A 13,544-nucleotide genomic window follows, 5' to 3' on the forward strand; every position below is an offset into this window, starting at 1 on the left:
AGTCTGGACGTTCGCTGGACTTAAGAATCTCGATCCGGCAATACTGTCTGGACATGCGCTCGGTCGACTCGTGTCGACGCCTGGGGAGGGCCTTGTGACGCGGAACATCTGCATCACGGGAGAGGCGAATGGAATTTCTGAGGGGGAGGACTCTGCGGCGACGCAGAGCCATCGGAGGGGGCATCGCCGGCGTGACCGCCGGGGCTGTGATCCTCGCGAGCGCGTTGGTGCCCACAGCGGCGAACGCTCTGGACGCTGCGGAACCGACCGATCCGTCGGTCGCGCAGGGCCAGATCATCCAATTGCCGGCCGATCTGCTCGGCGGCCTGGACATCGCAGCGCTCGGTCACACGATCACCAGCAACCCCGCCGCTCCGGGTTCTGAGCTCGGCGGGCTGGACGTCGGCCTTCTCGATGCGCTCAACATCGATGTCGGGACGCTGAACATCGCTCTGCTGACCGACGGCACGACGCCGGGTCTCCTGCAGCTCGGTGACCTGGGCGCGACGCAGAGCTTCAGCTCCTCGCCGTCGCAGACGCAGTCGATCGCCTCTTCGGGCGTCATCACCTCGGGTGGTGCCATCGACACCGGGTCGATCGACGGCAGCACGAACCCCGCCAGCCTCGAACTCACCGGTCTGCTCGATCAGCTGGGTCTGACCGGTGTCACCGACGGAATCATCGATGAAGCGTCGATCGCCATCGGAGCTCTCGCCTCACGGGCGGAGTCGACCACGGGTACGGTCGATTCGGAGTACCGCGTCGCCGGTCTGAACGTCGACCTCCACAGCCAGCTCCTCGATGACCTCGCCGACACTCTCGGCACCACGGTGCAGGGTGCGCTGACGCCGGTCAGCAACCTGGTCGGTCCGGGGGGCGCGCTCACCGGCCTCCTCGGAACGGTCACTTCCACGCTCGAGGCGCTCAACCTCTCGGCCCTCGGAATCCCGCTCATCTCGGTGGACGCGACCGATTCCGATGTCTCGATCGCAGGCCTCGACACCGTCGGCGCGACCGTCGTGGCAGAGGTGCTGACCGAGCCGGTCGAGAACACGACCGGTTCGGTTCTGGTCAACCTCGCGACCGGCACGATCTCGGTGGATCTTGCTCAGATCCTCGTCGAGACCGGTGCCGGAGCAGATCTCAACAGCCTCCCGGCGAACACCCCCGTGCTGTCAGCCGCCACGATCTCGGCAATTCAGCAAGGTGTGACCTCGGCGCTCACGGGAACCCACACGAACAGCCTCAACGGCAAGCTGTCGACGGTCCTCACGACGACCCTCGACGCGCTTCAGGTCACGCTGAACGTCGACGTCGATCTCAATGCGGTCCTCCTCGGCACGGTGGCGAGCGGCGGAGTGACGGTCCAGGGAACTCTGGCGCAGTTCGCGGGAACCGACCCCGCGCCGCCCACCGTCACGAGCGACCTGGTCTTGGCCGGCCTCGATCTCGGAACGATCCTGACTCCTGTTCTCGGAGCGGTGACCGGAGCGATCGCGACCACGACAGGGCCCCTGGTCGACACCGCGTTGACGAGTGTGGTTCCGGGTCTGCAGACGACCCTTGCCGGCCTGACGGGTCCGCTTCTGACCGCACTCGACCCGGTTCTGCAGGGCGTGCTGTCCGGAGTGGCGACGATCACGATCAACGAGCAGTCCGAGCCTGGCGACATCCCCGGCGACAGCTTCACCGTGCGTGCCCTCGGCATCGATCTGCTACCGGCCGTCGGCGGAGGGGTCGAACTCGACCTCGCCTCATCGACGGTGAAGGCGGCGGCAGCCGCAGTCGCTGCGATCGACGCGGCGGACACCGTCCAGGCGGGCACCAACCTTCCGGTGACCGGCTCGGGCTGGCCGGCGAACACCGATGTCGAGGTCGAGGTGACTACCGCCGGCGGAACTGCGGTCAATGACCCCGTGACCGTGACGACGGATGCATCCGGTGCTTTCACGGGCAGCGTGTTCATCCCCGCGGCCACGGCGCCGGGTGCCGGCTACATCGTGACGGCGACCGACGGCACGAGCACAGCGACCGACACCACCGAGGTCACCGCCGCGGCGGCGATCGACGCGGCTCCCGCGGTGCAGGCGGGCACCGACCTCGGCGTCTCCGGAACGAACTGGCCCGCGAACACGCAGGTGTCCGTGCAGCTCGCGGCTCCCGGCGGCGGCGCGAACATCGGTGGCCCCGAGCTCGTGACCACCGACGGTTCCGGCTCGTTCACGCTCGACTACCCGGTGCCGGCAGGAACTCCTGCCGCGACCGGCTACACGGTCACCGCGACCGTGGGAACGCAGACCGCGACAGACACGACCGAGGTGACGGATGCTCCCGTCGCGACGATCGATGCGGCGGCGACGGTGCAGGCCGGCACGAACCTCGCGGTCTCGGGCACGACCTGGCCCGCGAACACCCCGGTCTCGGTGCAGCTGACCGCTCCCGGTGGGGGCGCGAACGTCGGCGGCCCTGAGACGGTGACGACGGATGGTGCAGGCGGATTCACGCTGAACTACCCGGTTCCCGCCTCGGCGGCTCCCGGCACCGCCTACACGGTCACGGCGACCGCGGGTGCGGTGACGGCGATCGACACGACCGAGGTGACGGCCGCTGCGGCGATCGATGCCGCAGACACCGTGCAGGCGGGCACCAGCCTTCCCATCACCGGCTCGAACTGGCCGGCGAACACCCAGGTCTCGGTGACTCTCACGCCCCCGGGCGGCGGGGTCCCCTTCGATCCTGAGACGGTGACGACGGACGGCGCAGGCGGGTTCACCCTGAACTACCCGGTTCCCGCCGCGGCGGTCCCCGGCGCGGGCTACACGGTCACGGCGACCGTGGGTACTCAGACCGCGACCGACACGACTGAGGTGACGGCCGCAGCGGCGATCGATGCCGCGGCGACCGTGCAGGCGGGAACCAGCCTTCCTGTCACGGGCACCGGCTGGCCGGCGAACACCCTGGTCTCGGTGCAGCTGACCGCCCCCGGTGGGGGAGTGGACGTCGGCGGTCCTGAGACGGTGACGACGGATGGCAGCGGTGGCTTCACGCTGGATTACCCGGTTCCCGCTGACGCGACACCGGGCACGGGGTACACCGTGACGGCGACCGTGGGCACGCAGACCGCGACCGACACGACCGCGGTGACGGCGGCTGCGACCGTCGATGCCGCAGACACCGTCGAGGCGGGCTCGGACCTCGCGGTCTCCGGCACCGACTGGCCGGCTGACACCCAGGTCACGATCCAGCTGACGGCACCGGGCGGCGCCGTGATCGGCACACCGCAGGTGGTGACGACGGGTGCGCTCGGCGGATTCGCGATCGACTATCCGGTGCCCGCAGGAACCCCCGCGGGTACGGGCTACACGGTCACTGCGAGCGTCGGCACTCAGATCGCGACGGACACGACCGAGGTCACGGCGGCTCCGGTCGTCGTGGACGCGGCCGCAACCGTCCCTGCGGGCACCAACCTGAGCGTCACCGGAACGGGCTGGCCCGTGAACTCCACGGTGTCGCTGCAGCTGACGGCACCGGGCGGTGGCGCGGACGTCGGTGGTCCGGTGACCACGTCGACCGACGAGTTCGGAGCGTTCACGGCGAACTATCCGGTTCCCGCCGACACGGTTCCTGGCACGGGGTACACGCTCACGGCCACGTCGGGTGCGTTCAGCGACACGGACACCACAGAGGTGACGGCGGGCGACCCGGGCGATGTCAACACGAACGCGGCGGCTTCGGCATCCGCGTCGGCTGACGCGACCGCAGACGGCGACCCGTCGGCGCAGGCGGCGGCTGAGGCTGCCGCTCTCTCCGACGCGACGTCCACCGCCTCCGCGGCAGCGACCGCCGATGCGGAGTCTGCGGCTGAGGCCGCGGCGACGACTGATGCGTCGACCACCGCTTCCACCGACGTCACCTCGACGGCCAACGCCTCTGCGGCTGTGGCGGCTCAGGCGGCGGCTCAGGCGGATGCGTCGGACGACGTGAACGCGGATGCCTCCACGGCGGCGGATTCGAACTCGGCGGCATCGTCGGAGTCGGCGGCGACGGCGGACTCGTCGACGGACGCCTCTTCCGAGGCGTCGGCCAACACGAACGCGGCGGCTTCGGCATCCGCGTCGGCTGACGCGACCGCAGACGGCGACCCGTCGGCGCAGGCGGCGGCTGAGGCTGCGGCGTTCTCGGATGCGACGGCGATCGCCTCGGCGGCCGCCGATGCCAGTGCGGAGTCGGCGGCTGAGGCTGCGGCGCTCACGGCGGCATCGACGGATGCGTCGACGACCTCCACCTCGACGGCCAACGCCTCTGCGGCTGTGGCGGCTCAGGCGGCGGCTCAGGCGGATGCATCGGACGACGTGAACGCGGATGCCTCGACGGCAGCGGACGCGAACTCGGCGGCATCGTCGGAGTCGGCGGCGACGGCGGACTCGTCGACCGACGCCTCCTCCGAGGCCTCCGCCAACACGAACGCGGCGGCATCGGCATCCGCATCTGCGAACGCCGATGCCTCGACCGATGCGATCGCGGAGGCGGCGGCGCAGGCTGCGGCATTCGCGGATGCCACGGCCGAGGGTTCGGCTGCGGCCGACCCGGCAGCGGAAGCGGCGGCGGAATCGGCTGCGACGGCGACGTCGTCGACGGCTGCCACCGCGGACGCCACCTCAGAGGCGAACGCCGGTGCGGCGATCGCGGCTCAGGCGGCGGCGCTGGCAGACGCGTCGACCGACACCGCGGCTGAAGCCTCGGCGACGTCGGACGCCAGCACGAGTGCGGCGTCGAACGCGAGCGCGGCGGCGATCGCCAGCGCTTCGACCGATGCCTCCTCGGATGCGGTCGCCACGGCTGACGCGTCGGCAGCGGCTGATCCGTCCGCTGAGGTCAACACCAACGCCTCGGCATCCGCGTCGGCATCGGCTCAGGCCGACGATGACAGCAACGCCTCGGTCGAGGCGGCGGCTGTCGCTGCGGCACTCGCCGACGCGACGAGCACCGCCTCGGCGGCTGCGGACGTGACGGCGGATGCAGCGGCTTCGGCCGCGGCGACCGACGACGCCTCCACGGATGCCTCGACGACCGCCACCACGGACGCGAACGCCTCGGCGGCGGTCGCGGCCCAGGCTGCGGCACAGACCGATGCGACCTCGACGAGCGCGGCTGACGCGTCGGCTTCGGCCGATGCCGACCCGAACGCGTCGGCGGCCGCGGCGGCCAACGCCTCGTCGTCCGCGACGGCCTCCGCGTCGGCTGCCGCCGACGCCTCGGCTGAGGCCACTGCAGAGGCTTCGGCCTCGGCGACGGCTGAGGCTTCGGCCTCTGCGGATGCAGCGGCCGATCCGACGGGCAGGATCGCCATCGCGATCAAGACTCCGGTCCTCGAGCGCGGCGCCCAGCAGACCGCGGTCGGCACCGGGTTCGCGCCGGGTGAATCCGTCAGCGGTGTGATGACCTCCGCCCCGATCGCGCTGGGGACTCAGGTCGCCAACGCCCAGGGCACGGTCACCTTCACCTGGACGGTCCCGTCCAGCACCGATCTCGGAACCCACACCGTGACACTGACCGGGGCGAGCTCCGGCAGCGTGGCGGCCACGTTCCAGGTCGTGGCCTCGGGCCTCGCCACCACCGGTGGCGAGATCCAGGGCGGATGGATCGCTCTGGCGGCCCTGCTGCTGATGCTCGGACTGGGGGTGACGCGGATCGCACGATCCCGTCGCCCGATGGTCCAGGCGGAGTAGAACGCAGTGCACGAACGCTGAAAGGTCGGAGCCGTCGTCGAGGCGGCTCCGACCTTCAGCGGTGAGAAGGATGTGAATGAGCACGATGACTGAGGCCTCACCCGAAGAGCAGGCGGCGTCGACTTCCGTCGCCCAGGCACGACCCCGCCCGACCTGGTGGGTGAAGCTCATCGCGTTCGCGGCGTGCCTGTTGACCCTGTGGCATGTGGGGGCGTCGTTCCTCTGGATCGCGCCCTACTCGGCGCTGCGGGAGATCCCCACGCAGGAGGTCCTCGCCGGCTACATGCTTCCGATGTTCGGTCAGTCGTGGAGCGTCTTCGCCCCCGAGCCGATCAACGGGGACTACCACTTCAACGTCCGTGCCGTCATAGAGAAGGACGGCGAGGAGATCGAGACCGGGTGGGTGAGCGCGACCGACGTCGAGCTCTCGATGATCCGGTACAACCTCATGCCGCCCCGCGCCGGCATCCAGTCCAGCGAGGTCGCCAGCGGTCAGATGAACGCGTTCAACAAGCTGAACGCCGATCAGAAGGCCGTGGTCGGGCTCGACTTCGCCGAGGGCGACTGGGAGGAGTGGATGGTGCGCTCCTTCGACGAGCTCGAGGGCGACAACCCGTCGACCAAGGCATACATGGCCGAGGAGCACCTCTCGACCGCCTACGCCACCCAGGTCGCCTACGCGATCTGGGGCGCCGACGCCGTCATCAAGGTGCAGTACCGCGTGAGCAGGCAGAACGTGATCCCCTATGCGGATCGCAACGACCCCGGCGCGCAGCGCCCCGACCCGACGTTCTCGACCACGGGCTGGCGACTGCCTATAGAAGAGGAAGGCCAGAGTCGCGAGAACTTCGCCGACACCTTCCGCGCACAGTTCGAGAGGATCCAGCCGTGAGCGCGCCGATCAAGACCGCGGCGCCCCGGGCGAACGCGAAGAAGAAGGATGCGGCGAAGAGCACGGATGCAGAGGCCGCCCGCGCGACGACCACGGCGCCCGCTCCGGCATCCGCTCCCTCGAGCCCGGAGCGGGTGCCGGCACCGGCATCCGCTCCGGCCTCCGTGCCGCCGAAGTCCTTCATCACGCGACTGCTGAGCTTCGCGTCGTCGATGATCGCGGGGCTCTGGGCGATGGTGCTCTCGGCCATCGACCGCATCTCGGCGTTCGTCGGCGACTGGCTCTTCAACGGCAAGAAGGCGCTCTACGGGCTCGCGGTCACGCGCATCCTCTTCGGTGTCACGGCGATCGGCCTGCTCGTGGCGAACTTCGGCACTCGTCTGTACACGTTCGGATCCGGGTCGGCGTGGAACGGCGAGATGGTCGAACCCGTCAGCGAGTTCCCCAAGATCTGGATCTTCAGCGCCTTCCACGCCGCGATGGGCAACGACGTCCTCTATACGGCTCTCTACCTGCTCCTCGGCGTCCTCGCGGTGCTGTTCGTGCTCGGATGGCGCTTCCGCATCGTGCTTCCGATCTTCTTCTGCCTGTGGGGCGGATTCGTCGAGGCCAACGACATGGTGGGCGATCAGGGTGACAACATGTTCCGCATCGCGCTGCTGCTGCTGTTCTTCGCAGACCCCGCCGCCCGGTGGTCGCTCGATGCCAAGCGCCGCGCGAAGAGTGGCGAATGGTTCGCTCCGAACAGCCAGCCGGCCCTTCTGGGCACGGTGTTCCACAACCTCGCGCTCGTGGCGCTCACCGCACAGGTGTGCTTCGTGTACGCCTCCGGTGCGCTCTACAAGGCGGGCGGTGCTCCCTGGGAAGAGGGCTACGCGGTCTACAACCCGCTGCAGACGGCGCGATTCGGAACGTGGCCGGTGCTGAGCGACCTCGTCACGACGTGGGGGCCGATGGTCGTCGCGGCGACGTGGGGGTCGATCATCCTGCAGGTGGCGTTCCCGCTCATGCTGCTCACCCGACCGACACGTCTGATCGGCCTGATCGGCATCCTCTCCTTCCACATCGGCATCGGCGTGCTCATGGGGCTGCCCTGGTTCTCGCTCACGATGATCGCGATCGACTCGATCTTCATCCGCGACCGCACATGGGCTCGGCTCAGCTCCGGGACCAAGCGGCGGTGGGAGCAGACGAAGACCGCGCCTCCGCCCGGAGCGACGGTCGGGGCCTGACGAGGCTCACGTGGCGCCGACTGTGGTCTGACGACAATGCGGCGGGGCGGCGTGCCCGCTCGGCGTTGGAGGATGACCACAGGGGAGTTCTCCCCTGGTTGTGGCAGACCTACCATGGAAGCATCTTTACTTCCCTCTGAGAGGAATGCTCATGGTCGACGCCGCCGTCCGTCCGAAGACGACCCGCCCCCACACTGACAACGCAGACGCGAACCTGACGTTCGACGTCGCCAGGGTCACCGATCTGCTGATGGGCACCTGGGCCGACACCCGCCGCGAGGCGCGCGAGATGATCAAGGACTCGGCGTTCTGGCGCAAGGACGAACTGGGCAAGGACGAGCACCGCGAGCGCGTGCTCAGCCAGCTGCACCTGCTCGTCGAGAACAAGGCCGTGCACCGTGCGTTCCCGAAGTCGCTGGGCGGCGAAGAGAACAACGGCGGCAACATCGCGGGCTTCGAGGAACTGGTCGTCGCCGACCCGAGCCTGCAGATCAAGTCGGGCGTGCAGTGGGGGCTCTTCGGCTCCGCGATCCTGCAGCTCGGCACCACCGAGCACCACGAGAAGTGGCTGCCCGGTGTCATGGACCTCTCGATCCCCGGCGCCTTCGCGATGACAGAGATCGGGCACGGATCCGACGTCGCGGCCGTCGGCACGACCGCGACGTACGACCCCGAGACCGAGGAGTTCGTGATCAACACGCCGTTCCGCGGCGCCACGAAGGAGTACCTCGGCAACGCAGCCCTGCACGGGATCGCGGCGACCGTGTTCGCGCAGCTCATCACGAACGGCGTCAATCACGGCGTGCACTGCTTCTACGTGCCGCTGCGCGGAGACGACGGCGTCGACCTGCCGGGCATCGGCCGGGAGGACGACGGACTCAAGGGCGGTCTCAACGGCATCGACAACGGGCGCCTGAGCTTCGACCACATCCGCATCCCCCGCACGAACCTGCTGAACAAGTACGGCGACGTCGCCGCCGACGGAACGTACTCGAGCGCGATCGACAGCCCGGGTCGCCGCTTCTTCACGATGCTCGGCACGCTGGTGCAGGGGCGCGTCTCGCTCGACGGTGCTGCCTCCTGGGCATCCGCTCTCGGTCTGAAGATCGCGATCACCTATGCCACCCAGCGTCGTCAGTTCGACGGAGCTGACGGGCAGGAAGTCGTGCTGCTGGACTACGGCAAGCACCAGCGCCGACTGTTCCCGCGCCTCGCGACGACGTATGCGCAGATCTTCGCGCACGACGAGTTCCTGCAGAATTTCGACGGAGTGTTCTCGGGTCGCACCGACACCCCCGACGACCGCGAAGACCTCGAGACGCTGGCTGCGGCGCTCAAGCCGCTGTCGACCTGGCATGCGCTCGACACGCTGCAGGAGGCTCGTGAGGCCTGCGGCGGGGCGGGATTCATGTTCGAGAACCGCCTCGTCGGGCTCCGCGCCGACCTCGACATCTACGTCACCTTCGAGGGCGACAACAACGTACTGCTGCAGCTCGTCGGCAAGCGTCTGCTCACCGACTACGCCAAGCAGTTCACAGGCAAGGATGCTGCGGCGCTGGCGAAGTTCGCAGTCGGGATGACCGCGGGCAAGGTGTTCCACGGTGCGGGGCTGCGTCAGTTCGGTCAGTCGGTCGTCGATCTCGGGCAGGTCGCGCGCTCGGTCGAGAACGGTCTGCGCGAGGAGCAGCAGCACCAGCTGCTCGCCGAACGCGTGCAGCAGATGGTCGCCGACGTGGCCGGTCGCCTGCGTCCGGCGGGCAAGGACAAGGTGCTCGGCGCCCGGTTGTTCAACGAGAACCAGGCCGAGCTGATCGAGGCTGCGCGTGCCCACGGCGAACTGCTGCAGTGGGAGGCCTTCACCGACGCCGTCCACCGCGTCGACGACGCCGACACCAAGAAGGTGCTCACCTGGCTGCGCGACCTGTTCGGGCTGCAGCTCATCGAGAAGCACCTCGCGTGGCACCTCATCAACGGGCGCCTGTCCACGCAGCGCGCCGCAGCGGTATCGCGGTACATCGACCGGCTGTGCACGCGGCTTCGTCCGTACGCGCTCGATCTCGTCGACGCGTTCGGGTATGAGCCGGAGCACGTGCGCGCACCCATCGCCTCCGGTGCCGAGCGCGAGCGTCAGGACGAAGCGCGCGAGTACTACGCGGCGCTCGCTGCATCCGGAGATGCTCCGGTGCTCGAGAAGGCGCTGAAGAAGAACGCCAAGCGCTGACGGGGAGTCCGCGACTTCACGGACAACGGCCGGGATCGCAGGATCCCGGCCGTTGTCGTCTGTTCTCGTCGTGACCCATGGCGCTCTCGGGTTCAGGGCCCGGGCTGTGGCGGGTACGGTGCGGGAGGCGGCTGCTGGCCGGGAGCGGCCTGCTGTCCGGGAGCTGGCTGCTGGCCGGGAGCGGGCTGCTGTCCGCGAGACGGCGGGTACGGATGCTGCGTCGCGGTGGGAGGGAACTGCGCTGGCGGGTACTGCGTCTGAGCGTTCTGTGCGCCGGGATACTGTGCGCCCGGATACTGTGCGCCCGGATACTGCCCCGCCGCGTACTGTGCCTGTGCGGACGAGGTGTCTCCCGAGTGCGCTGCGCCGTCGGGCGTGAGCCGCGACTGCGCGCGGACGCGCAGCAGCACGACGGTGAACGCGAGATACAGCAGCCCGGCCGCTGCCCCGCCGCCGTAGAGGAGCAGGGTCGGAACCACGGTGTTCAGTCCGCGCGGCAGCTCGAACAGCACCGGGAACGCGGTCTCGGGAGCGGCGATCAGCAGGATGCTGGCGACCAGCAGCGCGAGTGCCGGAAGCACGAGCGCGAAGGGAGACCATCTCGTCACGGCGATGCCCGCGATCACGAGCAGTGCGCCGGCGAAGACCGCCGATGCTGCACCCGGGCGGAGGTCGAACTCGAATCGTTGCAGGGCGAAGAGCGCTCCGTCGGCGATGCCCCAGGTGAGCGCCCAGGCGCCGGCGGTCAGCAGCAGCGGCGCGGCGACGATGCCGATCACGCTCAGGGCGGTGCCCCTCGGTCGCGGGTCTCGGCGGACGAGAGCAAGCACCAATCCCATCGCCCCGAGGGGCGCGAGCACGACGAGAGGCACTCCGTAGATGAGGCCGTCGCCCCAGTCCCGCGGTTGGATCCGGATGATCCACGACAGTGTCACGGGGAACGCCGCGACGATCAGGGGAATGATGCTGAAGATGCCGATGGCGATCAGGCCGGCGGAACTCCAGATGCCGGTGAGCACGACCACGATGAGCAGCGCGAGACCGAGAGCCTGCAGCAGCAGTGGCCCGACCAGGGGCGTCAGGTAGCCATCGAATCCATAGGCGAAGAGTGTGAGATTCACCGTCTGTCCGCCGACGGACAGCAGTATCAGGGCGATCGGCGTCAGTATGAGAGCGATCAGGATCGTGATCAGGCGGGCGGTCAAAGATGATCGGCGCATAGGACTTCCCCTCCGGAGTCGTAGCCCCACGCTACCGATCCGAGTGCCGAAACGACACAGGTTCACCCCGTAGTGTCGATCTGCCCCACCCGAACCGACCCGAGGAGTCTTCGATGACCCGTGTCCACGCCTACGCCGCACCGAGCGAAGCCGCGCCGCTCGAGAAGACCGTGATCGAGCGCCGAGAGCTCGGTGCGAATGACATCCTGATCGACATCGCGTTCGCGGGGATCTGCCACTCCGACATCCACACCGTCCGCGGCGACTGGGGCCCGCAGAGCTATCCGCTCGCACCAGGGCACGAGATCGCCGGAATCGTGGCTGCCGTCGGCTCCGAGGTCACGAAGCACGCGGTCGGCGACCGCGTCGGCGTCGGATGTCTCGTGAACTCCTGTGGAGAGTGCCGCAACTGCCTGCGCGGAGACGAGCAGTTCTGCTCGAACGGTGCTGTCTTCACTTACGGAAGCACCGACCGCGACGGCACCATCACCCAGGGCGGCTACTCCGAGCAGGTCGTCGTGACCGAGTCGTTCGCCGTGCGCATCCCCGATGCCCTCGCTCTCGATGTCGCCGCGCCTCTGCTCTGCGCCGGCATCACCACGTACTCGCCGCTGCGGCATTGGAATGTCGGACCCGGCACCCGTGTCGCCGTCGTCGGGCTCGGGGGACTGGGCCATATGGGCGTGCAGATCGCGCATGCTCTCGGAGCCGAGGTGACCGTGCTGTCGCAGACCCTCAACAAGAAGGACGACGGGATCCGCCTCGGCGCCGACCACTACTTCGCGACGAGCGACCCTGAGACGTTCCGATCGCTGCGCGGATCCTTCGACGTGATCCTCAACACGGTCAGCGCCGTCGTCGATCTGCGCTCCTACCTCGGCCTGCTCGACGTGGGAGGGTCGATGGTCTGCGTCGGTGCGCCGGCCGAGCCGCTCGCCGTCAATGTCTCCTCACTGATCGGCGGACGCCGCTCGCTCGCCGGATCGAACATCGGCGGCATCCGCGAGACGCAGGAGATGCTCGACTTCTGCGCCGAGCACGGCATCGCGTCCGAGATCGAGGTCATCACGGCTTCGCAGATCAACGAGGCGTACGAGCGCGTTCTCGCCTCGGACGTGCGCTACCGCTTCGTCATCGACGCCAAGACCATCGCGGACTGACACCGCCGCGGTTGTATGAAAGAGGTGGCCCCGTTCTTCGAGCGGGGCCGCCTCGGCGTTCGGGGAGGGGCTGTCGGCTTCTTCCGTTCTCCGTTTCGCAGGCTCGGCTTCTCCCGGGGCTGCCTCTCTGGGTCGTGTTCTTTTCTGCTGGGGACGTCTCCCCGGGTCGTGTTCTTTTCTCCTGAGGGTTGCCCCTCCGGGGCAGGTGCGTTTTCTTCTGAGGCTTGCCCCCGCGGGGCTTGTTCTTCTCTCCTGGGGGTGCCTCTCCGGGGCAGGTGCGTTTCTCCTGGGGGTGCCTCTCGAGGTCGTGTTCTTGTTCTCCTGGGTTGCCTCGTCGGCTCGTGTCTCTTGCTCCTGGGTTGCCTCGTCGGCTCGTATCTCTGCTCCGGGGTTGCCTCGTCGGGTCATGCCTCTTTCTGCTGGGGGTGCCTCTCCGGGGCGTGTTCTTTTCTTCTGGGGTTTCCTCTCCGATGCGTGCTCCTTTCGCCCTGAGGCCACCTCAGCGCCGCCACCATATGTGCCCTCTCAGCGGACGGATCTGCGTCATGCCGGGAGATTGGAATACGCATTTGATCTGGGGTAAAACGGGGTGGTTTCGGGTCTTGAATGTCGGTGGTTCCGTGTTGACTTGCGGGTATGAACAGCACGGCGGAGCTTCTGGATCGGGTCATCGCCGACCTCGATGCGGTGTTGTCCGACGATGCGCTGGCGGGGTTGTCGGATGCGGAGCGCATCATGGTGTTGCAGGGTGCGGGTGCTGTGTTCCGTCGTGCGGAGGCGGTGATCGTGGAGACGGTCGCGACGGGCGATCCGGGTGACTTCCCGCATTCGGCGGGGTGTCGGGGTCTGAATGAGTTGTTGCAGCGGACTGTGCGGGTGGATGTGCGGGGTGCGACGCGGGTCGACAGGGTCGTCGATCTGGTGCGGCGCCCGGTGAGCCTGGCGGGGGAGCGGATGCCGGCGCGCTGGTCGGAGTTGCGGCTGGCGTTGCTGGACGGGGTGGTCGGCGTGGCGGGGTTTCTCGCGGCGACCGGTCCGATCGAGAAGGTGTGGGATCGCCTCACGGTCGATCAGCGGTTGGCGGCGGATG

General features: G+C 68.6%; 6 protein-coding genes and 1 pseudogene. 6 read left to right on the forward strand and 1 reads right to left on the reverse strand.

Annotated features, from left to right (window positions below; genetic code table 11):
• Positions 1 to 191 precede the first annotated feature (191 nt).
• The 4 genes from RQG77_RS07380 (at position 192) to RQG77_RS07395 (ending at position 10,074) form a co-directional block, all read left to right on the forward strand.
• Positions 192 to 5,729 (forward strand): choice-of-anchor G family protein, encoded by a 5,538-nt coding sequence (locus RQG77_RS07380; RefSeq protein WP_311244162.1) that lies wholly within the window; start codon positions 192 to 194, stop codon positions 5,727 to 5,729.
• A gap of 76 nt (positions 5,730 to 5,805) precedes the next feature.
• Entirely contained in the window at positions 5,806 to 6,621 is an 816-nt protein-coding gene (locus RQG77_RS07385; RefSeq protein ID WP_311244163.1) for a DUF5819 family protein, read from the forward strand.
• Positions 6,618 to 7,853: an HTTM domain-containing protein gene (locus RQG77_RS07390; protein WP_311244164.1), complete on the forward strand. Its 1,236-nt coding sequence runs from the start codon at positions 6,618 to 6,620 to the stop codon at positions 7,851 to 7,853. The genes RQG77_RS07385 and RQG77_RS07390 overlap by 4 nt, the downstream gene beginning before the upstream one ends.
• Before the next feature lie 151 nt (positions 7,854 to 8,004).
• On the forward strand, positions 8,005 to 10,074 hold the full coding sequence (locus RQG77_RS07395; protein WP_311244165.1) for an acyl-CoA dehydrogenase: 2,070 nt from the start codon (positions 8,005 to 8,007) through the stop codon (positions 10,072 to 10,074).
• A 92-nt stretch (positions 10,075 to 10,166) separates the two neighbouring features.
• Here RQG77_RS07395 and RQG77_RS07400 read toward each other — a convergent pair whose 3' ends face one another.
• Positions 10,167 to 11,294, reverse strand: coding sequence for a DUF3824 domain-containing protein (locus RQG77_RS07400; protein WP_311244166.1), 1,128 nt, complete (start codon positions 11,292 to 11,294; stop codon positions 10,167 to 10,169).
• Positions 11,295 to 11,407: 113 nt separating this feature from the next.
• On the opposite strand from RQG77_RS07400, the gene RQG77_RS07405 reads away from it, so the two are divergent.
• Together RQG77_RS07405 and RQG77_RS07410 are read left to right on the forward strand one after the other, a co-directional pair.
• Positions 11,408 to 12,454 carry an NAD(P)-dependent alcohol dehydrogenase gene (locus tag RQG77_RS07405; RefSeq protein WP_311244167.1) on the forward strand — a complete coding sequence of 349 codons (1,047 nt, stop codon included), beginning with the start codon at positions 11,408 to 11,410 and terminating at the stop codon, positions 12,452 to 12,454.
• A gap of 636 nt (positions 12,455 to 13,090) precedes the next feature.
• Positions 13,091 to 13,544, forward strand: a pseudogene (locus tag RQG77_RS07410) (hypothetical protein); the annotation flags it as partial.

This window comes from Microbacterium sp. WCS2018Hpa-23 (genome assembly GCF_031843845.1).
Classification (GTDB): domain Bacteria; phylum Actinomycetota; class Actinomycetes; order Actinomycetales; family Microbacteriaceae; genus Microbacterium.